Raw genomic sequence first — 23948 nt, forward strand, 5'->3', positions numbered from 1 at the left:
TTGTCGGGTCGTCATGGCAGTTTCTCGTGGAGAAACCCAAGCCGCGAACGAACAATCGATCTACTCGGCAGGAGCCCAATTTCACATGGCAGAGAATCGCTCTATATCCGAGTCTGAAGACAGCTACGGAGCAGATCAGATCCAAGTGCTCGAGGGGCTCGAGGCGGTGCGGAAGCGCCCCGGCATGTATATCGGGTCCACCGGTCCCCGTGGCCTGCATCACCTCGTGTACGAAGTTGTGGACAACTCCGTGGACGAAGCTCTCGCCGGGTACTGTGACACGATCCTGATCACCATGCTGAAAAACGGTGGTATCCGAGTCATCGACAATGGACGTGGTATCCCGGTAGATCTCAACAAGTCGGAAAAAAAATCGACGGTGGAGGTCGTAATGACAATCCTGCACGCCGGCGGCAAGTTCGGCGGCGGCGGCTATTCGGTATCCGGTGGGCTGCACGGCGTGGGGATTTCTGTTGTCAATGCGCTGTCGAAGGAACTGGACGTCGAGGTGCGTCGACAGGGACATGTCTGGCGCCAGAGCTATCAGCACGGGACCCCGCAGGCTCCACTGGCCAAGGGTGAATCATCCGAGGACCACGGTACGACGGTCACCTTTTGGCCGAGCCCGGATACTTTCGAGACCGTGATCTTCGAGTACGAGACACTCCGCGCGCGTCTCCAGCAGATGGCATTCCTCAACAAGGGCCTATCGATCACCCTCACCGACGAGCGTGAGATCGATGAGACAGAGACCGTCAGCGTGACCTACATGTATGAGAACGGGCTTGTCGACTACGTGGAATACCTCAATTCTGCGAAGAAGGTCGAGGTGGTGCATCCGGATGTTATTTCCTTCGAATTGGAGGACAAAGATCTCAAGATCTCCCTCGAAGTCGCAATGCAGTGGACCACCTCCTACCAGGAGTCCGTGCATACCTACGCGAACACCATCAACACGCACGAGGGGGGAACCCACGAAGAGGGCTTCCGTGCTGCCCTCACGACTCTCGTAAACAAATACGCGAGGGAGAAGGGGATCATCAAGGAAAAGGATGAGAACCTCACCGGTGACGACGTGCGCGAGGGCCTGACTGCGGTCATCTCAGTGAAGCTCGCCGAGCCGCAATTCGAGGGCCAAACGAAGACCAAGCTCGGCAACACCATTGCAAAGTCCTTCGTGCAGCGCATTGCCGGAGACCAACTCGGGGATTGGTTCGACCGCAACCCGACCCAGGCGCGCGATGTGATTCGTAAAGCGATCCAGGCATCCGCTGCCCGACTCGCTGCCCGCAAGGCGCGCGAGCAGACCAGACGCAAGGGACTGCTGGAGTCCGGTGGAATGCCCGGGAAGTTGCGCGACTGCTCAAGCAAAGATCCATCGCTCTCCGAGATCTTCATGGTGGAGGGTGACTCGGCCGGTGGCTCTGCTGTGCAGGGGCGCAATCCGGAGTTCCAGGCGATTCTCCCGCTGCGCGGCAAGATCCTCAATGTCGAAAAGGCCCGCCTCGACCGAGCACTCGCCAATAATGAGGTGCAGGCCATGATCACGGCCTTTGGAGCTGGTGTTGGTGAGGACTTCAACCCGGAGAAGGCCCGCTATCACAAAATTGTATTGATGGCCGATGCGGATGTCGATGGCCAGCACATCACGACACTCCTGCTCACCCTGCTGTTCCGGTACATGCGGCCACTGATCGATCTCGGCTACGTGTATTTGGCCCAACCTCCGCTGTACCGTCTCAAGTGGACCAACTCCCCCCATGAATACGTCTACAGCGACCGGGAGAAGGAAGCGCTGCTCGCCGCGGGCTCTGCCGCAGGAAAGCGCATGCCGAAGGACAGCGGAGTGCAGCGCTACAAGGGGCTTGGCGAAATGGACTACAAGGAACTGTGGGAGACGACCATGGATCCGGTCACGCGCACTCTGCTCCAGGTGACGCTCAACGATGCGGCTGCGGCCGACGAGATCTTCGACACCCTCATGGGTGAGAACGTGGAATCACGCCGGAGCTTCATTCAGAAGAACGCGAAAGACGTTCGCTTCCTCGACATCTAGACATTCGCCACTCGATCACCACCGCTAAGAAAGAACACACATGGCTGACGAAATCACACCAGGCGACGACCCGCAGATTGCGGGCAAGGAGATCGACCTCGCGCACGACAAGGTGACGCAGGTCGACCTCCAGCTCGAGATGCAGCGCTCGTATCTCGACTACGCGATGAGCGTCATCGTTGGGCGCGCGCTGCCAGAGGTGCGGGACGGTCTGAAGCCCGTTCACCGCCGCGTGATCTACGCGATGTATGACGGAGGCTACCGACCAGACAAGGGATTTTCGAAGTGCACCCGCGTCATCGGTGACGTCATGGGTCAGTTCCACCCGCATGGTGACTCCTCGGTCTACGACGCGCTCGTGCGGCTCGTGCAGCCGTGGAGCCTGCGCTACCCGCTCGCCCTCGGTCAGGGCAACTTCGGGTCTCCGGGCAACGACGGCGCTGCAGCGCATCGCTACACCGAAACCAAGATGGCGCCGCTCGCCATGGAGATGGTGCGGGATATCGAGGAAGAGACCGTCGACTTCCAAGACAACTACGACGGTCGAACGCAGGAGCCCTTCGTCCTGCCGAGCCGTTTTCCCAACCTGCTCGTTAATGGGTCGGTGGGCATCGCTGTCGGGATGGCTACCAACATCCCGCCGCACAACCTCCGCGAGGTCGGCGAGGGCGCGCTCTGGCACCTGGCTAATCCGGATGCCTCGCAGGGGGAACTGGTCGAGGCGCTCATCCAGCGCATCAAGGGTCCAGACTTCCCTACCGGCGCCCAGATCCTCGGGCTCAAGGGCATCCAGGATGCTTACCGCACCGGTCGTGGCTCGATCACGATGCGCGCGGTCGTCAACGTGGAGGAGCTCCAAGGTCGCACCTGCCTTGTTGTCACCGAGCTTCCCTACCAGGTGAACCCCGACAACCTGGCTCTCAAAATCGCCGAGCTCGTCAAGGAACAGAAGATCTCCGGTATTGCGGATATCCGCGACGAGACCTCGGGCCGCACCGGTCAACGGCTAGTGATTGTGCTGAAGCGCGACGCGGTGGCCAAGGTGGTGCTCAACAACCTCTACAAGCACACGCAGCTGCAGGAGAATTTCGGAGCGAACATGCTCGCGATCGTCGATGGCATCCCGCGCACCCTCGCAATTGACGGCTTCATCACCGCTTGGAGTGATCACCAGATCGACGTGATTGTGCGTCGGACCGCGTTCCGCTTGCGCCGGCACGAAGAGCGCGCACACATCCTGCGTGGCTATCTGAAGGCCCTCGACGCCCTCGACGATGTCATCGCCCTGATTCGCCGCTCTGCGACGGTTGAGGATGCCCGCGATGGCCTGATCACACTGCTCGACATCGATGAGCAGCAGGCTCGTGCCATCCTCGAGATGCAACTGCGGCGCCTCGCCGCCCTTGAGCGCCAGAAGATAATCGAGGAGAGCGAGAAAATCGAGCTCGAAATCGCTGACTTCCAGGCGATTCTGGCGAGCCCGCAGCGCCAGCGCGACATTGTGAGTGAAGAACTCACGGAACTCATCGCCAAATACGGCGACGACCGTCGCACCGAGATCATGTTCGGCTTCGATGGCGACATGAACGTGGAAGACCTCATCCCCGAAGAGGAGATGGTGATCACGGTCACCCGTGGCGGCTACATAAAGCGCACACGCAGCGACAATTACCGCAGCCAGCACCGTGGCGGCAAAGGCGTCAAGGGTGCCCAGTTACGGGCAGACGATGTCGTGGGGCACTTCTTCGTCACCACCACTCACCACTGGTTGCTGTTCTTTACAAATAAGGGCCGCGTGTACCGTGCGAAGGCGTATGAGGTGCAGGAGGGCGGCCGTGATACCAAAGGCCAGCACGTGGCAAACCTGCTCGCGCTCCAGGCAGATGAGGAGATCGCACAGATCCTCGACATACGCGACTATGAGGTGGCCAAGTACCTCGCACTCGCGACGCGTGGCGGGCTGGTGAAGAAGACGCTGCTGTCGGAATACGACACCAACCGTACGGGTGGCATCATCGCGATCAACCTGCGAGAAGACGATGAGCTGGTCTCGGCGATGCTCGTGGAGGAGGACTCCGACCTTCTGCTCGTGTCCCGTAGGGGCATGTCCATTCGCTTCACGGCATCGGATGAGGCGCTGCGTCCGATGGGCCGCGCAACCTCCGGAGTCATCGGGATGCACTTCCGTGATGAAGACACGCTGCTCGACGCATCCGTCGTCGCGGACACGGGATTCGTCTTTGTTGTTACCGAGGGTGGCTTCGCCAAGCGAACCGCCGCCGATCAGTATCGCGTGCAAAATCGCGGCGGGCTCGGTATCAAAGTTGCCAAGCTGCAGGAGGCTCGCGGCGACCTCGCGGGAGCCCTCATCGTGGAGGATGACGACGAGGTGCTTGTGGTTCTGGCCAGTGGCAAGGTGGTACGCTCATCTGTCGCCGAGGTGCCGGCCAAGGGTCGCGACACCATGGGAGTCGTTTTTGCACGGTTCGCGGACGACGACAAGATCATTGCAGTAGCGAAAAACAGTGAACGCAAACTGGAAGTCGATGACCAGGACGCTCCCGAAGAGGAGCCGCTTGTCAGAGAGATCCAGCCCGGAGAGAGTGAGTCAGTAGATGAGTAGCATCGCCGAGAAGCTCCAGCGAAAATCCCCGCGGGCTGCCACCACGAAGCAGGTTCGTCTCAAGCTCGTTTACGTCGACTTCTGGTCGGCAGTGAAGCTTTCGTTCCTGATCGGCGTGACTCTCGGAATCATCCTGATCGTGGTGAGCGTGCTCATCTGGATTGTGCTCGACGGCACGGGCATCTTCGGCAGCCTGGACAGCCTGTTTCAGAGCATCCTCGGCCAGCCAGAATTCAGCGTGACGGCGGTGTTCTCCCTGGGGCAGGTGGCCCTGTTTGCCCTGGTCATCGCCATTTTGAACACTGTCGTCGGCACGGCTCTCGGGGCGGTAACCGCGATGCTGTACAACTTCAGCGTGCGTGTTACCGGTGGGCTTCTGGTCGGATTTACGAACAACTAGCAGGGCCCTTCGCTCGATTCGGTGAAACTCGGCAGGTGCGATACTCTCGTATCTGCCCGCGCGTGAATTGGGCAATGGGGATATAGCTCAGGCGGTTAGAGCGCTTCGCTGATAACGAAGAGGTCCCAGGTTCAAGTCCTGGTATCCCCACGTGTGTGTGAACACCGGTGTGGCCCAACGGCCCACGGGGCTTTAGCTCAATTGGTAGAGCGCCGCCTTTGCAAGGCGGAGGTCAGGAGTTCGATTCTCCTAAGCTCCACTTTCACAGTTTCCCCGGGCACAGCACGAGCACTCCTCATTTCTGTGTCTTCCGGGGTGTGGCGGCGCTACGGGCGCGGTGGAAGTATAGGCGCGATCGGGTCATCCGCTTCGTCATCGCTCACCCAGAGCTCGTCGTCGGCGCGGAACGTCTGCCAAGCGGCGTAGGCCACACCAGCAGCCGCCGCTAGCGCGACACCGACGAGGATGTAGCGGCCCGGTCCGGGCTGGGGCTTCGCCGGCACAATGCCGACTGTGCTGCCGAACCGGCTTCCCGCTTTACGAACGTTGCTGAGGGCTTCGCGAACACGCGGGTCCTTGGATACCTCGAGCACGGCGAGAGCCGACGCAAGAGCGGAGTAGACGGCCGGGAGTACATCCCGTTGCACTTTGTCGCGGGCACTGCCCGCAACGGCGCGCCCCGACGCGACACCCAGGTCGACGACCGGGCGTACTCGGTGGTCGTAGGTTTCGCGAACTCGCGGCACGACCTCTTCCCGACCGGCATTGGCCGCTTGGCGACCGGCTTCGCGAACCACGTGAGAGGCATGCTCGAGCAGATCCTTCTGGTCTTCCCAGAGATCGGAGGCGGCAGACCTCAGACGTTTCAATTCTTTCGCGCGCTTACGTGACAGTGTCAAGGGGGACCTCCAGTAGTCCGTCGGAGAATACTCCAATCTTGCCACGCACCCCCCCGCAGTCAAAGCCGGGTGACCGAACGAACCCCGAACGTTCGGGATTGCTGTGGAAGAATGGACAAATGTCTATCCATACCCACACCGCCATTTTCCACACCACCGAAGGTGACATCACGGTCAACCTGTTCGGTAACCACGCACCGAAGACGGTGAAGAATTTCGTCGGCCTCGCGAGCGGGGAGATCGAGTGGACTCATCCAGGCACCGGAACCGTTTCGAAGGACAAACTCTACGATGGTGTGGTCTTTCACCGAATCATCGACGACTTCATGATCCAGGGTGGCGACCCGCTCGGCCAGGGCACCGGCGGCCCGGGCTATAACTTTGACGACGAGATCCACCCCGAGCTCACCTTCACCAAGCCGTACCTCTTGGCTATGGCCAATGCGGGAACTCGTGGCGGCAAAGGAACTAACGGATCGCAATTCTTCATCACCACCGTGCCAACCACGTGGCTGCAGGGAAAGCACACGATCTTCGGTGAGGTCGCGGATGAAGCATCCCGCGATGTCGTCAAGAAGATCGAGGCAGTGAAGAAGGATCGCAGCGACCGCCCGCTCACCGACATCGTGATCAATTCGGTGTCGATCGACGAAGCCTGATGCGCGGGCCCGGTCGACTTGTCGTGCACGCTAAGTGAGCGAGGGATCGGCACGTTCCGATAATTTCTGCTATCGGCATCCCGACCGCCAAAGCTACGTGCTCTGCCAGCGCTGCGGACGCACGATCTGTGCCGAATGTCAGACCCCGGCGGCGGTCGGTGTGCACTGCCCGGAATGCATGCGCGAATCGCGTCAGAGCGCGCCGCGCACCAAGCCGGCGATCGTGACCTCAGTGCGCCGGTTGGCGCAGCCGGGAACACCCATTGTCAGCTACACAATCATGGCTCTGTGCGTGCTCGTGTTCGTTGCCGAGGTGTTTACCGGTCAGTTGGTTGGGCAGGGTAGCCCTATCGTGACTGCCCTGCTGTACTACCCGCCCTACACGGTAATCGAACCGTGGCGGATGCTCACCTCGCTGTTCGTGCACGGCTCGATCCTGCACATTCTCTTTAACATGTATTCGCTCTTCGTGCTCGGCCCGGAGCTGGAGCGGATGATCGGGCGATGGCGTTTTGCAACCCTGTTCCTGCTGAGCGGCCTCGGTGGCTCGGTCGCGGTGTTGCTGAGCACTCCGAACTCGGCGGTCATCGGGGCATCCGGGGCGATTTTCGGGCTGTTCGGCGCCTACTTTGTCATTGCGAGGCACTTGGGCGGCAATAGCCGCCAGCTCATCATCGTGATCGTGATCAACCTCGTCATCGGTTTCATAGTGCCCGGAATTGCCTGGCAGGCCCACGTGGGTGGCCTGCTGGTCGGGGCGCTCGTTGCATTCGTTTTCGTGCGCACGCGGGACCGCCGCAAAAGTGGCATCCAACTCCTACTGCTCGCGGTCGTTTTTGTTCTGTTGCTCATCGCGAGCGTCGTGGGAGTTCAACTCATCGGAAGCTGAGTGGATAGTTTTCCACAAGATTCTCCACAGTGGGGATAATTACACCGGTGTAATTGGCCCGGGAAATGGCGTGGTCTGGGCCAGCTCAGCGCCAGCGCGTGGTCATGAGGAAGCCGAGGAACAGAATCCCGAAACCGATGAGGATGTTGAGCGGGCCGAGTAAGGGGATAGGCAGCGTGTTGTTGCTCACATAGAAGACGATGATCCAGGCGAAGCCCAGGAGCATCAGTCCGAACATGATTGGCTTGAACCACACCGGGTTAGGGGCGTCGTCTCCCGAGCGGTTCTCGTCGGAACCAACGGCATTCGAGCGCGAAGTGGATTTTGCCATGCCAAAATCTTAGCCTGAAAGGGTTGCACCCCCTCGGATAGCCTGAGGAGGCCAGCGCATTCAGACCAAACGCCTAGAATCGACCCCATGGATGAGGATGGGGGCGAGGGTGCCGTGCCGGCGAAACCGCGGCCGCGCGCCAGCGTCGTCGGGGTGCTCGGCGAGGTCCTCGTCACCTGCGGTGTGCTGGTCTTCCTCTTCCTCGGCTGGCAGGTCTGGCTCAACGACCTCATCGTGGGTGCAGACCAGAATAGAGCCGGGACTGCTCTTGGCGAAGGTTGGGATAAAACGCCTCCGAGTCGCCAGCACGCCACAGCTCCGGCCACCACCCCGTCCGCGACTCCCTCCGTCAGCCCCTCGCCCGGTCTGGCCACCGATTTCGGTGAGCCCGTAGTGGGAAGCGCGCCGCGGGACACCGTGAAGTTCGCGGTGCTCTATGTGCCCCGCTTCGGTGCGGACTATGCGCGATCGATTTCCGAGGGCGTCGAGACCGCGGAGGTGCTCGATAGGAACGGCATCGGGCACTATCCAGACACTCAGATGCCCGGACAAGTCGGCAACTTCGCAATCGCTGCCCACCGCACCACCCACGGAGCACCCTTCAAGCCACTGGCGAACCTCCAGGTTGGCGACAAGATTTATGTGCGCACCCCGGACGGGTATTACACCTACAGCTTCCGTGGCCTCGAATACGTGCGACCGACCGGCGTCGGCGTGCTCAGCCCCGTACCCCAGTTCGCCGGTGCGGAAACGACCGATCGTATTCTGACGATGACGAGTTGCAATCCGGAGTTCTCTGCGGCCGAGCGCATCATTGCCTATGCGGCACTCGAGTCATGGCAGCCGACCTCTGCCGGGGCCCCCGCCGCCATCAGCGCGGCCGTCACGGCGAAGAGTTAGGACGGCCATGTACGCAGCACTCTGGCGACTGATGCCCGGCCCCCTCTGGCTGCGGGTGTTGCTGCTCGCATTCCTATTCACGGCGGTCCTCGCCGGGTTGGTACTTTTTGTGTTCCCGTGGCTCGATACCTTCGTGAACACAAACGAGGTGACGGTGGGAACATGACACGAATTCTGGTAATCGACAACTACGACAGCTTCGTCTACACACTGAACGGCTATCTGCTTCAGCTCGGTGCAGCGACGGATGTCGTGCGCAACGACTCCTTCTTGGCACGGGATGCTGCGGCGCGCATTGCCGAGTACGACGGGGTACTGCTGTCGCCCGGACCGGGCACGCCCGCAGCTGCTGGCGTCTCCATCCCGATCGTGACGGCCGCACTCGAGAGCGGCCTGCCGCTGCTCGGGGTGTGCCTGGGACATCAGGCGATTGCCGAAGCGCTCGGCGCTACCGTTACTCACGCCGAGGAACTCATGCACGGCAAGACCTCGCTGATCACCCACGACGACAGCGACTTCTACCTCGGGGTTCCGCAGCCATTTCGGGCGACCAGGTACCATTCCCTCGCCGTCGTCGATTCGACCGTGCCCGACGAACTGGTCGTAACCTCGCGCACCGATGGTGGCGTGATCATGGGCGTGAGGCATGAAGCTGCCCCGATCTACGGTGTGCAGTTCCATCCGGAATCGGTGCTCACCGAGGGCGGTTACAGCATGATCGCAAGCTGGCTGACGGTCGCCGGGCTGGAGACGGCTCGCGAGGCGTCGCGAGGACTCACCCCGCTGGTCAACCTGGGTTAGCGGCTGCCGGCCCTGTGTCGACCACCGGAGTGCTCATCCGCTGCAATAGGTGAGCGTGATCGTCGACCGTTGTGGCTGGTCGCCGGTAATGGACTGCGATGTCACTTTGTTTCCGGCGCAGCTAGAATCGGCCACCGGACTGATGGTGAGTTGTAATTCGCCCAGCTGCGTATTCGCATTACCGATGTCGGCACCGACGACAGAGGGGATGGCGACAAGGCCGGTGGAAATGAAGAGGTTGACCACATCCCCCTCGCGCGCGGCAGTGCTGGCTGCCGGATCACTGCGGATCACGGTGCCTGCCGTGATGGTCGCCGAATTCTCCGGGGTATTGGTGCCCATGGCGAGTTTCCGCGATTGAAGAGCTGTCTTGGCAGCTTCGACAGTGAGGTTGCTCAGGCTCGGAATCGACGTGGGAGTCTTGCCTGACGAGACGGTGACAAGCACGGTGGTGTTTTGCGCCACCTTCTCCCCGCCGGATGGTTCCGTGCTGATGATGTGACCGTTCTCCACCGTGGAACTCGCCTGTTCGAGCCGTGTCGTCTTGAGGCCCGCTCCGGTGAGCTTGGCCGCGCCCTGGTCATACAGCTGCCCAGCCACGCTCGGCACGTTCACCGAGAGATTGTTGCCGATGGTGGCGGGCGGCAGGTTCGCCACCCAGATGACCACGGCGACGAGCATTACCGCGAGGGCGATGATCCCCACCCAGATCCAGGCGACGGGGGGCCGATTCTGGGTGCGGATGGAGCGGGTGTCAGCAGGCGTGGACAACTGGCGAAGTGTGGCCTCTGATCCGGCTGTCGCCGACGGATTCACCCCGAGAAGTGTCGAGTTGAAATCACCGGCCGGGGGCTTGCGCGGCGGTACGCCGCCCGCACTCGCATCCTCGAGATCCTGGCGGAACTCGGCGGCGGTCTGGAACCGTTGAAACTTGTCTTTCACAAGAGCCCGGAGCACAACGGAGTCGATCGAGGGCGACACTCGTGGGTTGATCATGCTCGGCGCGACAGCAGCTTCGCTGATGTGCTGGTAGGCGACGGCGGCGGCCCGATCCCCGCGGAACGGAGGCCGACCAGTGAGGAGTTCGAAGAGCACGACCCCGGTCGAGTAGAGGTCGGTGCGGGCATCCACCGTTTCGCCCCGCGCCTGCTCGGGAGAGAAATACTGCGCGGTGCCGAGCACAGCGCTGGTGTCGGAGACGGTCGCGGAGTTGTCAGAGACGGCTCGGGCGATTCCAAAGTCCATCACCTTGACCTGGCCATTTTGGGTGACCATGACATTGCCCGGCTTGATGTCTCGGTGCACGAGCAGTGCGCGGTGGCTGTACTCCAGAGCGGTAAGAATGCCCGACACGATGCGCACGGCCTCCTTCGGCTCGAGCGGTCCCTCCGCGACAATGTCCTTGAGCAGGCGTCCGTCGACGAACTCCATGACGATGTATGGCACCTGGGACTCGATGCCATTTGGCTCGCGAACCGTCTCTTCGCCGGCATCGAATACCCGCACGATCGTGGGATGAGCCATACGAGCAGCCTTCTGCGCCTCCTCGCGGAACAGCACGCGGAACCGCGGATCCGTTGCCAGCGCCGGCTTGAGCAACTTGATCGCTACACGACGGCCGAGTCTGATGTCGGTTCCGACGTGAACATCCGACATACCGCCCCGGCCGATGAGCGCACCAACCTCATAGCGGCCGGCGAGCAGCCGATTGCCTTCAGTCACGAATGATCTCCTGGGTGGTGCGGGGGGCAAGACCTTGCCAGTGTAATGCGTCGGGGCCCGGCGGCCGTCGGCTAGGGACCCGACACCTGCTCGAGGGTCTGAGACGATGGGGAGGCAGCACCGGAGCACTGCGCCACGTAAGTCATCGTGTTTTTTGTTCCGGGCACTGCCGAAAGCGTCCAGGTGAGGCTGGTCACCTTCGGACCAACGGGGTTGGCTGGCGCGAAGGTGGATCCCGTGCTCGCGGTGACGACGAAGTTCAACAGCGTCGACCCGGTGGGGCAGCCGGTGTAGGCGGGAATCGTTACGGTCACCACGTTGGCTTCATTCGCACCCGGACTGAGTGGTTCAGGCTGACTGGGCGTCGCGGTAACCTCACCGTAGAAGCGCACTGTGATGGTGTCGTTCTTCCGCACGTTGCCGGTGGGGTTCACGAAGTAGGCAGTGCCGACCTTCGATGCGTCGGGTGCTGGCGTCGCATCCGGCACCATGTTGGCCCCCAGTCCCAGCTGGTCGAGCTTCGCCTGAACCACGGAGAGTTTTTCGCCGATGAACATGGTCGGACTGATGTTGACGATGTCGCTCGTCGGCGACGGGGACGGAGACGAGGGGGTCGCAGACGGTGTTTGCGACGTGGCTAAAGGCGGCTGGGACGGTGCCGGCGATGGGTTGCCGAGCAGAGTGATCAGCGCACCGATGAGAACGATGGCGAGGATTGCGACCAGGGCGATGAGCGGCCAGGTCCATGGGCTGCGGGTCTTCGTCGGCACCGTATTCGGCGGTGGTGAATCGATGGCGTCAGCGGTGGTGAGCAGGCGAGTGGCCTGGGTCGTGGGGTTTTCCCTCAGCAGGGCAGGCAGGGTTCCGGCGCCGAGAATCCCGGGCACAGCGGATGCCGCACCAGCGACATCCCCACGGCGGAGCGCTTGGGAGGCACGCGCGAGGTGCGCTGCCGATGCCGGCCGGTCGGCCGGGTTCTTGGCGATGCAGGCGTAGACGAGATTGCGCACCGGTTCGGACACCGTGACCGGCAACTCGGGCGGAGCCTCGTTGATCTGTGCCATCGCGATCGCAACCTGCGACTCGCCCGTGAACGGACGCCTGCCGGCGAGGGCTTCGTACGCCACAATCCCGAGAGAGTAGATATCGGTGGTGGGCGACGCTGGGTGTCCGCTCGCCTGTTCCGGCGACAGGTATTGCACGGTGCCCATCACCTGGCCGGTGGCGGTGAGCGGCACTTGGTCGGCGATGCGGGCGATACCGAAGTCGGTGATCTTGACGCGGCCATCCGGGGTGATCAGCAGGTTGCCCGGCTTGATATCACGGTGCACGAGCCCGGCGGAGTGGGCGGCGTGCAGGGCGGATGCCGTCTGCGCCACGATGTCGAGCACGCGGTCGGTTGACAGCATCCGCTCGCGTTCGAGGATGGTGGACAGCGCCTCACCGGGCACCAGCTCCATCACGAGATAGGCGCTGCCCTCTTCCTCGCCGTAGTCGAAGACGTTGGCGATACCCTCGTGATTGACCAGCGCCGCATGTCGGGCCTCGGCGCGGAAACGCTCGAGGAAGCCGGGATCACCGAGGTACTCGTCCTTGAGGATCTTGATGGCGACAGTTCGCCCGATCACGAGGTCGGTGGCCTGCCACACCTCGCCCATGCCGCCGATGGCGACCCGGCTGGAGAGCTGATACCGTCCACCGAAAGTGAGGCCGCTCGTGGGTCTCATTTGTTCAGCACCGCCTCTATGACTTTTTTTGCAATTGGTGCTGCGACCTCATTACCGAAGCCTGTTCCATTTTCGACGACGACCGCAATAGCAACCTCAGGGTTGTTGGCCGGTGCGAACCCAGTGAACCACAGTGTGTATCGCGAGCCGGCGCCAGTTTCTGCTGTTCCGGTCTTACCCGCCACATCCACGCCGCTAATTCTCGCATTACTCGCCGCACCGCTGTTCACGTTGTTGATCATGAGCTGCGTCATGGTGGCGCTGGTGGCTGGAGTGATCGGCTGGCTGAAGACCTTTTGCTCAAAGGGTTGGATGACAGTGAGATCGGGAGCGGTGATCTGTTTGATGAGTGTCGGCTGCATGAGGGAGCCGCCGTTGGCGATCGCCGCGGAGGTCATGGCCACCTGCAGCGGGGTGACGCGGTCTTCGAACTGTCCGAAGGACGAGAGCTGCACCTGCGCAGCATCCCCGATGTTGTACACGCTCGGCGTGACGGTCATCGGGATCGCGAGCTTCTGGCCGTAGCCGTACGCGGTTGCGTACTTCTTCAACTCCTCGCCGCCGAGCGCAGCTCCGAGCTGAGCCATGGGGATATTGCAGCTGAGGCGAAGCGCATCGGCGATTGAGACTGTGGCACCTCCGCCACAGTTGCCCCCTTCCGCGTTGTTGATGTTTCGTGACGTGCCCGTGAGGGTGAAAGTGCTTGGGTTTGGGAAGGTGTCCTGCGGCGTGTATCTGCCGCTGTCGATGGCCGCAGAGGTCGTGATGAGCTTGAACACGGATCCGGGGTAGTAGAGGTCGCCGGCGATGGCACGGTTGACCAGGGGCTTGGTCGGGTCGGCCAGGAGGGTCTTGTAGGCGCTGATCACATCGTTGGAGTTGTGGGATGCAAGCAGATTGGGGTCGTAGGCGGCTTTGGAGACCATGGCGAGGATGGCACCGGTGCGCGGGTTGATCGCAACCACGGCGCCGGAATTGTTGCCAAGGGCATCCCAGGCCGCCTGCTGAATTTTTGGTTCGATGGTGAGGGAGACCGATCCGCCCTTGGGGGTTTGTCCACGCAGGATCGAATTGGCCTTGGCGAGGAACTGGTCGTTCGCTGTTCCACTGAGGTAGTCGTTCAGTGCCCCCTCGACCCCGGTATTGCCCTGGTTCAGCGTGAAATATCCGGTGACCGCGGAGTAGAGCTGCGGATTGCTGTACACGCGCTGGAACTTGTATTTGTCGGCGACCGCTTTCGACTCCGCGACCGCCTGGCCGTCGACGAGAATCGGGCCGCGCTCGGCTGAGTAGCTGTCATTGAGAGTGCGCACATTGCGACTGTCCGCGTTGAGCGAATCCGCCTGAAACACAGCGATGATCGTGGTGGAGGTGAACAGCGCGACGAACATGAGCAAGACGGCGATGGTCACGCGTTTGATATGACGGTTCATGCGTCCACCACCAGTCGGGGCTGATTGCGCACGCTATCCGAAAGCCGAAGCAGCAGGGCTGCGATGATCCAGTTGGCGACGAGGGAGGATCCACCCGCGGCGAGGAATGGGGTGGTGAGGCCGGTGAGGGGAATGACCCGGGTGACTCCACCGAGCACGATGAACACCTGAAGTGCGATGGCGAAGGAGAGTCCGATTCCGAGCAGGCGACCGAAGTCGTCCTGTCCGGCAAACGCGATTCGGAAACCGCGCGAGACGAAGAGCAAATAGAGCGCGAGGATGGCGAAGACGCCAGCGAGCCCGAGCTCCTCGCCGAGGCTGGCGATGATGTAGTCGCTCTCGGCGAGAGGCACGATTCCGGGGCTGCCCTGCCCCAATCCCGTGCCGATCAGGCCACCGTGAGCGAGACCGAAGATGCCCTGCACGATCTGGTAGCTGCCACCGGCGGCTTCGTAGACCTTCGGGTTGAACGCGTCAAGCCAGGAGGTGAATCGAGCGCCGACGTAGCCGAGAACCTGACTTGCGATGAGAGCGCCGCCGACGAAGAGGACGAGCCCGAGGACGACCCAACTCAGGCGCCCCGTAGCGACGTAGGTCATCACGAGGAACAGACCGAAGAACAGCAGCGCCATTCCGAGATCGTGCTGGAACACCAACACTGCCATCGCGGCGAGCCAGATCACCAGGATCGGACCAAGATCGCGCACCCGGGGAAACCGCATGCCGAGAAACTTGCGCCCGACAAGCGAGAGACTATCGCGGGCGGTCACCAGGTAGCCTGCGAAGAAGATCGCGAGGGCGATCTTCGCGAGCTCGCCGGGTTGAAAGTTGAAACCGCCGAACCGGATCCAGAGTCGGGCTCCGTTGATCGTCTGGCCGATACCGGGCAGCATCGGCAGCAGCAGCAGTGCGATCCCCACAAACATCGCAATGTAGCGGTAACGCTGCAGCACCCGGTGATTGCGGATCACCACCACAACCGTGAGCGCAAGAAGCATCGCAAGCGCCGTCCAAGCGATCTGCCGCACACCAGCGGCTTCCCAGCCGGATTGGTTCTTGCCGATGTCGAGCCGATAGATCTCCGCGATGCCCAGACCGTTGAGCAGGGTGATCACCGGCAGGATGAACGGGTCGGCCTGGGAGGCGACGAAGCGCAACGCCACGTGAATGATCAGGATGATGACCCCGAGCACCGCTGCCAGCGCGAGCACCGGTCCCTGCACGCTGCCGAGTGCGCCGAGCTCGACCAGGGCGATCGCTGCGCCGACGATTCCGAAGGCGAATAACAGCAGTGCGAGCTCGAGATTGCGCAGTTTCGCCGGTTCACGCAATCGCAGGCGGATCGAGTTGGTGAAGGTGGAGAGAACGCCGGTGGCAGTCTCAGCAGAGCCGGTTCGCGCGGCACTGCTGATCTGGGTGGTGCTTTCGGTTCGTGTCATGTCAGTGCCCTACCTGCTGGCCTCTGTCAGGCGTGTAATGATCGCCTGCGCGTCGGCGAGGGTGGTGGCGCCGATCGTGTCTTCCACGGTTCTGCGGGTGTAGCTCGGCAAGCTGTCGAGTTGCACGCTCGTCTCGGAGTAGACGCTGTGCAGGGAGATCGGGCCAAGATCCTGTTGAATGCCGCGGTAGATCGCCACAGTCTGGCCGTTGGCGCCCACGTAGAAGAGGGATTGTGACCACCGGTAGCCGATGAACAGGGCCGCCACGACCAGCGCGGCAATAACGGCGATGCCCACGAGCCAGGTGATGCGCCGCCGCCGTGCACGGCGGCGATCCTCGGCGATCAGCTCATCGAGGTACTCGTCGGATTCCGGTTCGAAATGACTGTCTTCGTGCGCCTGCGTTGACTTGAGTGGATGCAGCAGCAGGCTGGGCAGGCGAAGCGGACGACGGCCCGACTCGCTCTCGAACGTGAGCGGGGCGGAGGCGGATCCGACCACCATCACCGGCGACGACGCGGATTCCTCTGTGTCATCGATGTCGACGATGACGACGGTCACGTTGTCTGGCGCTCCCTGGTCGAGGCTTTCTTTGACCAGGCGATCCGCGGCATCTTTCACTGCCGTCTGTGCAGTGAGCACCTGTGATATTTTGACGTCTGAAACGTAGCTCGATAGGCCATCGGAGCACAGCAACCACCGGTCGCCCGGCAGAACATCGAATACGGTGGTGTCGATTTCGGGGGTGGCATCGACGTCGCCGAGCACGCGCATGAGCACGGAACGGCGAGGGTGTACGGCCGCTTCTTCCGGAGTGATGCGGCCGCTGTCGACGAGACGCTGCACGAAGGTGTGGTCGGCGGTGATCTGGGAGAGTGTGCCAGCCCGCAGCAGGTAGATGCGTGAGTCGCCGATGTGTGCGATCGCGACCTGGGAGCCGGAGCGCAGAATCGCACTCACCGTCGTGCCCATGCCGGTGAGTTCGGGATGCTCGAACACGGTCTCGGCAAGCATCGTATTTGCCGCACCGAGGGCCGATTGCAATGCGAACTCGGCGTCGGCGGCTGAGGCGTACTTGCGGTCGGCTTCCATCATCCGCTTCAGGGCAATCGCTGAAGCGACATCCCCGCCCGCATGGCCACCCATACCGTCAGCAACGATGAAGAGCTGGGTGCCCGCATAGCCGGAGTCCTGGTTATTCACCCGGATCTTTCCGACGTGCGAAACGGCCGTGCTCTTGCCCGATGTGGCCATTCACCTACCGCCGAAGTTCGAAACTGGTCGTGCCGATCCGGACCGGTGTGTTGATCGGTACCGGCGTGGGAAGCGTGACCCGAGTGCCGTTGAGGAACGTGCCGTTGGTCGAGTCTAGGTCCTGGATTACCCAGTCCTCGCTCCAGAGCATCAGGCGTGCGTGATGCGTCGAGGTGTAATCGTCACGGATGACGAGACCGCTCTCGCTCGACCGGCCGATGGTGAGCGGCTCCTGGGGAAGGCTCAGTTCAAGCCCCTCCTTCGGCCCGGAGGTGATTACCAGACGGGTTGCCATGCCGATGGAAGAGCGGCCGTTGGGTTGCACCGAGAATGCCTCGGTGGCGGTCGAGGCTGAGCCGCCTCCCTTGGCGGTTACGGGGGCGGCTACAGGGTATGCGACCGGCGGCGCGACCGCGGAGGCGACGAACGGTTGGGCCGATGCGGCGCCTGACGCGATGTCCGCGGGGAGACGTCGCGCGCGCTGTCCGAAGAGGTCGGTACGCAGTGCGTAGACGACCGCGAAGACGAACGCCCAGAGGATGATGAGAAAGCCGAACCGCAGCAGAAGAAGAGTGAGTTCGCTCATCGTCGGCCGCCGATGCCGTTGTTATCGCTGCGGCCGTTGGTGTCGGCGCGGCCGTCGCGAGCGCGGTGATCGGAGAACCTGTCATCCGGTGATGATTGGGCGAGCACCCGGAACACGATACGGGTTCGTCCGATGTTGATGACGGAATCGGGAGCGAGGGGTGCTTTGTGCACGGTGGCACCGTTGAGCTGCGAACCGTTGGTAGAGCCGAGATCGTTGACCTCGGCCCGGGTGCCATCCCAGAGGATCTCGACGTGCTTGCGGGAGATGCCGGTGTCATCCACCGTGATGTCCGCATCGTGGCCCCGGCCGATGATCGTGCGGCTCTTGACGATGGGGTAACGCTTACCCGCGACATCCAGCACCGGAGTCCAGGCAACAGTTCCCTTGACACTCACGGAGTCGATGCCGAGCACGCCCTGCGTGAGTGCGGGATCCTCGGCGAGGGTTATCGTGATGCCGCCGGAGAACTGATAGTGCTGAGCGGCGGCGTGCTGCTGCACGAGCCTGCTGAGTTCGTCGATGAGGATCGGGCCGAGCGCGATGATCTTGGCATGGTCGCCGATGGAGAGGCGAACGGTGAAGTTGTTGGGTACCAGAATGCGATCGCGCGCAACCACCACGGCCTTGGTGTCGAGTTCGCGGCGCAGCGCGGAAGTGATTTCGATCGGCTGCAGGCCGGACTTGAAGGTTTTGGCGAACGCTCCATTGACGGCGCGCTCCAAACCCTTCTCGAAGCTGTCAAGCAGGCCCAACGTTCTCCCTCATCACTGTGCAGACGTGTCATTTGATGTTAGCCGCACGGCCTGTGCTGTGCTGTTCACGGCCCGGCTCCTTCGGAGCGTTCCTCCTGTGGTAGCGTCACTAAGTCTGCGCGAGTGGCGAAATTGGCAGACGCGCACGGTTCAGGTCCGTGTGCCCGTGAGGGCATGGGGGTTCAAGTCCCCCCTCGCGCACAGTTGGGATCCTTTCGACACGAAAGGATCCCGTCGGTAAATTGACGTAGTGGAGCATGACACGGAGACGGTCACCCGGAAAAGGGTGGCCGTTTCTGCGTTTTCCCGGGCGGCTCCACCCAGGTCTGCGGGGCTTGGCCGCACCATCCACCTCCCGTTTTTCCCACCACTACCGTGTGTCAGCGGCGAGGTGGTGAGAAAAACGGGTGATGGTCGACGCGAGACAGCGAGGGCATCGGTGAGACACCGGCGTGCTACAGCGCCTTCAGCTCCTCGGTGACTTGGGTGACCGACTTTTTCGCATCGCCAAACAGCATTGTGGTGTTGGCAGCGAAGAAGAGCGGGTTTTCAACGCCCGCGTATCCCGAGCTCATCGAGCGTTTGAGAACGATCACAGAGCGGGATTCGTCCACGTTGAGGATCGGCATACCAAAGATCGGCGAATTCGGATCGGTGCGGGCTGCCGGGTTGGTCACGTCGTTTGCACCGATCACGATGGTGACATCGGTGCGGGAAAACTCCGCGTTGATGTCATCCATCTCCTTCATCGCGTCGTAGGCGACATCGGCTTCGGCGAGCAGCACGTTCATGTGTCCAGGCATCCGCCCCGCTACTGGATGGATGGCGTACTTCACCTCGACCCCCCGCGCCTCGAGCACCTTGGCCATATCTTTAACCGCATGCTGCGCCTGGGCCACGGCGAGCCCGTATCCGGGCACCACGATCACCTGGTTGGCATAGGCGAGTTTGATCGCTGCGTCGGATGCCGAAGTGGACTTGGCCTGCTGGTCACCGATGCCGGCTGTTGCGCTGGCGGCACCGGTTCCACCACCGAACCCTCCTGCGACGATGGAGGGAATCGAGCGATTCATTGCCTTCGCCATCAGGTTGGTAAGGATGGTGCCGGATGCTCCCACGATCATGCCAGCCACGATCATCGCGATGTTGTTGAGCGCAAGCCCCGCGGCAGCGGCCGAGAGCCCGGTCAGCGCGTTGAGGAGCGAGATGACAACGGGCATGTCGGCACCGCCGATCGGGAGCACGGTGACGACACCGAGAAGGCCGGCAAAGATGAGAATTGCCACAAACCAGATCGGTGCGGCACCCGTGGTGATTGCGCCGATTCCCACGACAACCGACGCGGCGACTGACCCCAGAAACACCACAACGTTGAGTGGGCGCTGCAGGCGGCCGACGGTGAGGGGCCTGCTGGGCAGAATCTGCTGCAGTTTGAGGAAGGCGATGATCGATCCCCAAAACGACAGTGATCCGATGATCGCTGCAAAGAGAGAGGCGACGACCAGTGGAATGGGCGGGCCGCTACTGACGCGCAACGCGGTAAAGCCATCGCTTTCGATGAACTCACCCCAGGCGATCAGGGCGACGGTGCCGCCGCCTACGCCGTTGAACAGGGCAACCAGCTGTGGAATAGCGGTCATTTTGACCCGGCGAGCGGGCGGGATTCCCGCGATTACACCAACGGCCAACGCTGCGATGATGATGACCCAGCTGCTGGTGGTGCGGATGTGGATGAGCGTCGCAATGAACGCGACCGCCATTCCGGCCGCGGCGATCTTGTTGCCGCGCACCGCCGAACGCGGTGCGGTCAGCCCGGAGAGTCCGAGGATGAACATCGCGAAGGCGACGATGTAGAGCACGTAGACGAGGATGTCCATGGTCAGTTCTTCCCGTCGGTCGAGTCAACACTGGCCGGACGAGTCTTGAACATCGCCAGCATCCGGTCGGTCACTACAAATCCGCCGATGACGTTGACGGTGCCGAAGACAATCGCAATGAACGAGATGATCTGCAGGGGGATGCCCGGATTCTCGGCGGTGCCGAGCACGACGAGAGCCCCGAGCACGACGATGCCGTGGATCGCGTTCGTGCCCGACATGAGCGGGGTGTGCAGGGTGTTAGGCACTTTCGAAATCACGGCAAAGCCGATGAAGCCCGAAAGCACCAGAATGGCGATATTCGCCAGAAAACCGGTGTAGTCCATGATCAGATCCTGTTCGTGACGGGTTCGCGCGTGACGCAGGAGAGCGCGATAATATCGTCGGAGTAGTCGGGGGCAAGCACACGATCGTGCACCAGCAGGTCGAGCAGCGCGGTGAGGTTCTTCGAATACAGCTCGCTTGCATGCTCGGGCATGGTCGACGGCAGATTGAGTGGGGAAGCGATCGTGACCCCTCCCACGACGATGGTCTCGCCCGGCGCAGTCAACTCGCAGTTTCCGCCGGTCTCGCCCGCCATGTCGATCACCACACTGCCGGGTTTCATTCCGTGGACAGCAGCAGCCGTGACGAGGCGCGGTGCGGGTCGTCCAGGAACGAGAGCAGTGGTGATGACGACGTCGAAGGTGGAAATCGCGGTCTCGAGAGCGGTCTGCTGTGCTGCGACCTCGTCATCCGTGAGCTCACGGGCGTAGCCACCCTCTCCCTGCGCGTCGATTCCGACGCTGAGCCACTGCGCCCCCACCGAGCGCACCTGGTCGGCGACCTCCGGACGAACGTCATACCCGGTCGCGCGACCACCGAGACGCCGGGCAGTAGCGAGCGCTTGCAGCCCGGCAACACCGACGCCAAGCACGAGCACTCCGGCCGGCTTGACTGTGCCGGCTGCGGTGGTGAGCATGGGAAAGAATCGGGTCGACAACGACGCGGCGAGGATCACGGACTTGTAGCCGGCGACATTAGCCTGCGATGAGAGCGCATCCATGGCCTGGGCTCGAGAGCTCCGGGGAATCGCTTCGACCGCGTACCCGGTGATGCCAGCATCGCGCAGGGCGGAGATTTTGTTGTCTGCGTTTCGGGGTGCCAGGAATCCGATGAGGCTGCTTCCCGACTTCAGACGCGCGATCTCGTCGTCGGTGGGCGGCGCGACCTTGAGCACGACATCCGCACGCCAGGCGTCGCCAATTATCGCGCCCGCGGCGACGTACAGATCATCGCTCATCAGTGCCGCGACACCGGCCCCTGATTCGACCACCACATCGAGCCCTTTCGCGATGAGGGATGCGACTGCGCGCGGTACGAGTGCGACCCGACGCTCGTCAGGTCCGGTTTCGCGAACAACACCGATCTGTAATCCCGTGGATGGCACATCGGCACGCGTAGAGGAGGTGGGGGTGGAAGGTGTTTCTGGGTCAGACACTGCTGAACCTTTCGTGACAGGAAGGATCAACGAAGCTCGGCTGTGAGCGCGCTATCGGGGATCTTCGAGGAAACAGAGGTGGGCGCGCGGTCACGGGCCATATCTTCAACCTCGCGGAGCCCGCTTGGAGCACCCGCAGATCGCGGGATACCTCAGCGCTCAATCTAACCTCACGGTGAGGGGCGGTTTTACCCGCGACTGAAGTTTGCGTGGGATTATCAGGGAGCATCGTCGCGTTCACCATTTCGATCATGACTGCGGGGCAGAGCGATGGCGCCGGTGCAGCGAGGTGCCGACAGTGGGGTGCGGGTCAGGGCACGATGTTGATGAGGGTGCCGAGCGGAAGTCTGTTGACCGCGGTGATCGCCTCCTTTGACAGCCGCACGCACCCGTGGGAAACATCTCCGGTGGCGACCGGGTTGTAGTGGACTCCGATGAGCCCCCCGTCGTTGCCGCCGTACGGTTCGTCAGCTGCTGAGGAGTGCAGCGAGGCGAGCTGGATGGGGTAGACGGTCTGGGGATGACCGCGTCGTATATGGCTTCGGTAAGCGCCGCACGTGCGGTAGCGGTCAACCGCGTGTAGGCAGGCGCGCAGCCAGCCCCGGCTTCACTTCCTGGCTTCACTCCCCGGCCCGTTCCCGGTAGATTTGAGAACATGTTTCGTTGACCCGATGTGGTGCACGCTGTCGTGCGCGAGCCGTGAACGAACTCAGATCGAGGAGCACATATGAGCCAGTACGTCGTCATCAATCCTGCAACCGGAGCTCAGGGGTCCGTCTTCCCGCCGGCCACCGACGCCCAGCTGGACGCAGCCCTCGGCGCCGCCGACACGGCGCACCGCACCTGGTCACGCACCAGCACTCTCGCCGAGCGGAGCGCACTGGTGCAGCGGGTCGCCGACCTGCACGTCGAACGCCGCGAGGCGCTCGCCGAGATCATCGTTCGCGAGATGGGCAAGCCGCTGGATCAGGCCCTCGGCGAGGTCGATTTCAGCGCAGCCATTTACTCCTACTACGCCGAGAACGGCGAGAAGTTCCTTGCCGACGAACAGATCGACCTGCTCGACGGCGAGGGCAGCGCCTTTATCCGACGCTCCTCGCTCGGCCCGCTGCTCGGCATCATGCCGTGGAACTTTCCCTATTACCAGGTGGCCCGCTTCGCCGGACCCAACCTGGTGCTCGGCAACACGATCCTGCTGAAGCATGCGGGGCAGTGCCCGGAATCCTCCGCGGCGATTGAGCAGATCTTCCACGACGCCGGATTCCCTGCGGGCGCCTACGCCAATATCTACGCGTCAAGCGAGCAGATCGCTAACCTCATCGCCGATCCGCGCCTGGTCGGCGTCTCGCTCACCGGCTCGGAGCGCGCCGGCGCCGCGGTCGCCGAGGTGGCCGGCCGCAACCTCAAGAAGGTCGTGCTCGAGCTCGGCGGGTCGGATCCGTTTATCCTGCTCAGCACCGATGACCTGGACGCAACGGTGGATGCCGCCGTCTCGGGTCGCATCGACAACAACGGTCAGGCCTGCAACGCGGCCAAGCGCTTCATTGTGCTCGGGGATCTGTATGACGACTTCCTCACTCGCTTCACCGCGAAACTCACCGCGGCGACTCCGTCAGATCCGATGGCGGATGGCACGGTGCTCGGCCCCCTGTCGTCAGCCCTGGCCGCGGATCGCCTTGACGAGCAGGTCGACCGCGCGATCGACCAGGGAGCGACTGTCGTTGCTCGCGGCGATCGCACCGGCACCTACTTTTCGTCGGTGGTGCTCACGGGAGTGACCCCGACGATGGATGCCCACCACGAAGAATTCTTCGGACCGGTGGCCATCGTCTACAGCGTAGAAGACGAAGCCGCCGCCGTCGCCCTAGCGAATGACACCCCGTTCGGCCTCGGATCCTACCTGTTCTCCACCGACCCGGAGCAAGTGCTGCGCGTAGCCGATCAGATCGAGGCCGGCATGGTCTTCGTCAATGGAGTCGGGCTCGACAGCCCGGAGCTGCCATTCGGAGGCGTCAAGCGCAGCGGCTTCGGTCGTGAGCTCGGGCGCTTTGGAATCGAGGAGTTCGTCAATCGCAAGATGATCCGCATCCTCAAATAAGACGTGGCTGACGGTGCGC

Annotated in this window: 22 protein-coding genes and 3 tRNA genes; 12 read left to right on the plus strand and 13 right to left on the minus strand. The window is 62.4% G+C overall.

What is annotated here, in order from left to right; translation table 11 throughout:
- The first annotated feature begins 85 nt into the window (after nucleotides 1-85).
- From gyrB to IWX88_RS11460, 5 genes are all read left to right on the plus strand, one after another.
- Nucleotides 86-2056 carry a DNA topoisomerase (ATP-hydrolyzing) subunit B gene (gene gyrB, locus IWX88_RS11440; protein WP_196830426.1) on the plus strand — a complete coding sequence of 657 codons (1971 nt, stop codon included), beginning with the start codon at nucleotides 86-88 and terminating at the stop codon, nucleotides 2054-2056.
- 40 nt (nucleotides 2057-2096) lie between these two features.
- On the plus strand, nucleotides 2097-4679 hold the full coding sequence (gyrA, locus tag IWX88_RS11445; RefSeq protein ID WP_196830428.1) for a DNA gyrase subunit A: 2583 nt from the start codon (nucleotides 2097-2099) through the stop codon (nucleotides 4677-4679).
- Entirely contained in the window at nucleotides 4672-5079 is a 408-nt protein-coding gene (locus IWX88_RS11450; RefSeq protein WP_196830430.1) for a DUF3566 domain-containing protein, read from the plus strand. Before gyrA ends, IWX88_RS11450 begins: the two co-directional genes overlap by 8 nt.
- A gap of 76 nt (nucleotides 5080-5155) precedes the next feature.
- Nucleotides 5156-5229: transfer RNA gene (locus tag IWX88_RS11455), tRNA-Ile, on the plus strand.
- A gap of 36 nt (nucleotides 5230-5265) precedes the next feature.
- A tRNA-Ala gene (locus tag IWX88_RS11460) sits at nucleotides 5266-5338 on the plus strand.
- A 67-nt stretch (nucleotides 5339-5405) separates the two neighbouring features.
- On the opposite strand, the gene IWX88_RS11465 is transcribed toward IWX88_RS11460, so the two are convergent.
- Nucleotides 5406-5978 (minus strand): hypothetical protein, encoded by a 573-nt coding sequence (locus IWX88_RS11465; RefSeq protein ID WP_196830432.1) that lies wholly within the window; start codon nucleotides 5976-5978, stop codon nucleotides 5406-5408.
- A gap of 119 nt (nucleotides 5979-6097) precedes the next feature.
- On the opposite strand from IWX88_RS11465, the gene IWX88_RS11470 reads away from it, so the two are divergent.
- Together IWX88_RS11470 and IWX88_RS11475 are read left to right on the plus strand one after the other, a co-directional pair.
- Nucleotides 6098-6637 (plus strand): peptidylprolyl isomerase, encoded by a 540-nt coding sequence (locus IWX88_RS11470; RefSeq protein ID WP_196830434.1) that lies wholly within the window; start codon nucleotides 6098-6100, stop codon nucleotides 6635-6637.
- Nucleotides 6638-6815: 178 nt separating this feature from the next.
- Nucleotides 6816-7526, plus strand: a complete 711-nt coding sequence (locus IWX88_RS11475) for a rhomboid family intramembrane serine protease (RefSeq protein WP_231369208.1) — start codon at nucleotides 6816-6818, stop codon at nucleotides 7524-7526.
- 85 nt (nucleotides 7527-7611) lie between these two features.
- Here the strand turns inward: IWX88_RS11475 and IWX88_RS11480 are convergent, their stop codons facing one another.
- A complete protein-coding gene (locus IWX88_RS11480; RefSeq protein ID WP_196830438.1) occupies nucleotides 7612-7857 on the minus strand; it encodes a cell division protein CrgA in 246 nt (81 codons plus the stop codon).
- Nucleotides 7858-7944: 87 nt separating this feature from the next.
- Here IWX88_RS11480 and IWX88_RS11485 point away from each other — a divergent pair, with 87 nt between their 5' ends.
- The 3 genes from IWX88_RS11485 to IWX88_RS11495 are packed head-to-tail and all read left to right on the plus strand — an operon-like array spanning nucleotide 7945 to nucleotide 9558.
- Nucleotides 7945-8757 (plus strand): class E sortase, encoded by an 813-nt coding sequence (locus IWX88_RS11485; RefSeq protein ID WP_196830440.1) that lies wholly within the window; start codon nucleotides 7945-7947, stop codon nucleotides 8755-8757.
- A 7-nt stretch (nucleotides 8758-8764) separates the two neighbouring features.
- Nucleotides 8765-8923 (plus strand): hypothetical protein, encoded by a 159-nt coding sequence (locus IWX88_RS11490; RefSeq protein WP_196830442.1) that lies wholly within the window; start codon nucleotides 8765-8767, stop codon nucleotides 8921-8923.
- Nucleotides 8920-9558 carry an aminodeoxychorismate/anthranilate synthase component II gene (locus tag IWX88_RS11495; protein ID WP_196830444.1) on the plus strand — a complete coding sequence of 213 codons (639 nt, stop codon included), beginning with the start codon at nucleotides 8920-8922 and terminating at the stop codon, nucleotides 9556-9558. The genes IWX88_RS11490 and IWX88_RS11495 overlap by 4 nt, the downstream gene beginning before the upstream one ends.
- A gap of 33 nt (nucleotides 9559-9591) precedes the next feature.
- On the opposite strand, the gene pknB is transcribed toward IWX88_RS11495, so the two are convergent.
- The 7 genes from pknB to IWX88_RS11530 all read right to left on the minus strand — a co-directional run bounded on the left by pknB (nucleotide 9592) and on the right by IWX88_RS11530 (nucleotide 18474).
- The gene (gene pknB, locus IWX88_RS11500; RefSeq protein ID WP_196830446.1) at nucleotides 9592-11280 is read right to left on the minus strand and encodes a Stk1 family PASTA domain-containing Ser/Thr kinase; all 1689 of its coding nucleotides are present in this window, start codon (nucleotides 11278-11280) and stop codon (nucleotides 9592-9594) included.
- 71 nt (nucleotides 11281-11351) lie between these two features.
- Nucleotides 11352-13007 carry a protein kinase gene (locus tag IWX88_RS11505; RefSeq protein ID WP_196830448.1) on the minus strand — a complete coding sequence of 552 codons (1656 nt, stop codon included), beginning with the start codon at nucleotides 13005-13007 and terminating at the stop codon, nucleotides 11352-11354.
- Nucleotides 13004-14419: a peptidoglycan D,D-transpeptidase FtsI family protein gene (locus IWX88_RS11510; protein WP_370568333.1), complete on the minus strand. Its 1416-nt coding sequence runs from the start codon at nucleotides 14417-14419 to the stop codon at nucleotides 13004-13006. The genes IWX88_RS11505 and IWX88_RS11510 overlap by 4 nt, the downstream gene beginning before the upstream one ends.
- 17 nt (nucleotides 14420-14436) lie before the next feature.
- Complete coding sequence (locus tag IWX88_RS11515) at nucleotides 14437-15879, minus strand: FtsW/RodA/SpoVE family cell cycle protein (RefSeq protein ID WP_196830452.1); 1443 nt, start codon at nucleotides 15877-15879, stop codon at nucleotides 14437-14439.
- 9 nt (nucleotides 15880-15888) lie between these two features.
- Nucleotides 15889-17133, minus strand: a complete 1245-nt coding sequence (locus IWX88_RS11520; RefSeq protein WP_196830454.1) for a Stp1/IreP family PP2C-type Ser/Thr phosphatase — start codon at nucleotides 17131-17133, stop codon at nucleotides 15889-15891.
- Between the two features lie 4 nt (nucleotides 17134-17137).
- Entirely contained in the window at nucleotides 17138-17719 is a 582-nt protein-coding gene (locus tag IWX88_RS11525) for an FHA domain-containing protein (protein WP_196830456.1), read from the minus strand.
- The gene (locus tag IWX88_RS11530) at nucleotides 17716-18474 is read right to left on the minus strand and encodes a DUF3662 and FHA domain-containing protein (protein ID WP_196830458.1); all 759 of its coding nucleotides are present in this window, start codon (nucleotides 18472-18474) and stop codon (nucleotides 17716-17718) included. Before IWX88_RS11530 ends, IWX88_RS11525 begins: the two co-directional genes overlap by 4 nt.
- Before the next feature lie 117 nt (nucleotides 18475-18591).
- On the opposite strand from IWX88_RS11530, the gene IWX88_RS11535 reads away from it, so the two are divergent.
- A tRNA-Leu gene (locus IWX88_RS11535) sits at nucleotides 18592-18675 on the plus strand.
- A 254-nt stretch (nucleotides 18676-18929) separates the two neighbouring features.
- On the opposite strand, the gene IWX88_RS11540 is transcribed toward IWX88_RS11535, so the two are convergent.
- The 4 genes from IWX88_RS11540 to IWX88_RS14095 form a co-directional block, all read right to left on the minus strand.
- Entirely contained in the window at nucleotides 18930-20351 is a 1422-nt protein-coding gene (locus IWX88_RS11540; protein WP_196830460.1) for an NAD(P)(+) transhydrogenase (Re/Si-specific) subunit beta, read from the minus strand.
- Nucleotides 20352-20353: 2 nt separating this feature from the next.
- Nucleotides 20354-20677, minus strand: a complete 324-nt coding sequence (locus IWX88_RS11545; protein ID WP_196830462.1) for an NAD(P) transhydrogenase subunit alpha — start codon at nucleotides 20675-20677, stop codon at nucleotides 20354-20356.
- A gap of 2 nt (nucleotides 20678-20679) precedes the next feature.
- Nucleotides 20680-21831, minus strand: coding sequence for an NAD(P) transhydrogenase subunit alpha (locus IWX88_RS11550; protein WP_196830464.1), 1152 nt, complete (start codon nucleotides 21829-21831; stop codon nucleotides 20680-20682).
- A 310-nt stretch (nucleotides 21832-22141) separates the two neighbouring features.
- A complete protein-coding gene (locus IWX88_RS14095) occupies nucleotides 22142-22426 on the minus strand; it encodes a L,D-transpeptidase (protein ID WP_196830624.1) in 285 nt (94 codons plus the stop codon).
- A 132-nt stretch (nucleotides 22427-22558) separates the two neighbouring features.
- Between IWX88_RS14095 and IWX88_RS11560 the strand changes: the two genes are divergently transcribed.
- Nucleotides 22559-23929: an NAD-dependent succinate-semialdehyde dehydrogenase gene (locus tag IWX88_RS11560; RefSeq protein WP_196830466.1), complete on the plus strand. Its 1371-nt coding sequence runs from the start codon at nucleotides 22559-22561 to the stop codon at nucleotides 23927-23929.
- Nucleotides 23930-23948 lie beyond the last annotated feature (19 nt).

The sequence above is a fragment of the Frigoribacterium sp. CG_9.8 genome, assembly GCF_015751965.1.
Lineage (GTDB): Bacteria > Actinomycetota > Actinomycetes > Actinomycetales > Microbacteriaceae > Lacisediminihabitans.

Excerpts from the sequence above, each read along its gene's own strand:
- IWX88_RS11525 (WP_196830456.1), bottom strand. The coding sequence starts at position 17,719 with ATGAGCGAACTCACTCTTCTTCTGCTGCGGTTCGGCTTTCTCATCATC.
- IWX88_RS11560 (WP_196830466.1), top strand. The coding sequence starts at position 22,559 with ATGAGCCAGTACGTCGTCATCAATCCTGCAACCGGAGCTCAGGGGTCC.
- gyrB (WP_196830426.1), top strand. The coding sequence starts at position 86 with ATGGCAGAGAATCGCTCTATATCCGAGTCTGAAGACAGCTACGGAGCA.
- IWX88_RS11505 (WP_196830448.1), bottom strand. The coding sequence starts at position 13,007 with ATGAGACCCACGAGCGGCCTCACTTTCGGTGGACGGTATCAGCTCTCC.
- IWX88_RS11485 (WP_196830440.1), top strand. The coding sequence starts at position 7,945 with ATGGATGAGGATGGGGGCGAGGGTGCCGTGCCGGCGAAACCGCGGCCG.
- IWX88_RS11475 (WP_231369208.1), top strand. The coding sequence starts at position 6,816 with ATGCGCGAATCGCGTCAGAGCGCGCCGCGCACCAAGCCGGCGATCGTG.
- IWX88_RS11495 (WP_196830444.1), top strand. The coding sequence starts at position 8,920 with ATGACACGAATTCTGGTAATCGACAACTACGACAGCTTCGTCTACACA.
- IWX88_RS11490 (WP_196830442.1), top strand. The coding sequence starts at position 8,765 with ATGTACGCAGCACTCTGGCGACTGATGCCCGGCCCCCTCTGGCTGCGG.
- IWX88_RS11520 (WP_196830454.1), bottom strand. The coding sequence starts at position 17,133 with ATGGCCACATCGGGCAAGAGCACGGCCGTTTCGCACGTCGGAAAGATC.
- IWX88_RS11540 (WP_196830460.1), bottom strand. The coding sequence starts at position 20,351 with ATGGACATCCTCGTCTACGTGCTCTACATCGTCGCCTTCGCGATGTTC.
- IWX88_RS11545 (WP_196830462.1), bottom strand. The coding sequence starts at position 20,677 with ATGGACTACACCGGTTTTCTGGCGAATATCGCCATTCTGGTGCTTTCG.
- IWX88_RS11450 (WP_196830430.1), top strand. The coding sequence starts at position 4,672 with ATGAGTAGCATCGCCGAGAAGCTCCAGCGAAAATCCCCGCGGGCTGCC.
- IWX88_RS11515 (WP_196830452.1), bottom strand. The coding sequence starts at position 15,879 with ATGACACGAACCGAAAGCACCACCCAGATCAGCAGTGCCGCGCGAACC.
- IWX88_RS11480 (WP_196830438.1), bottom strand. The coding sequence starts at position 7,857 with ATGGCAAAATCCACTTCGCGCTCGAATGCCGTTGGTTCCGACGAGAAC.
- gyrA (WP_196830428.1), top strand. The coding sequence starts at position 2,097 with ATGGCTGACGAAATCACACCAGGCGACGACCCGCAGATTGCGGGCAAG.
- IWX88_RS11470 (WP_196830434.1), top strand. The coding sequence starts at position 6,098 with ATGTCTATCCATACCCACACCGCCATTTTCCACACCACCGAAGGTGAC.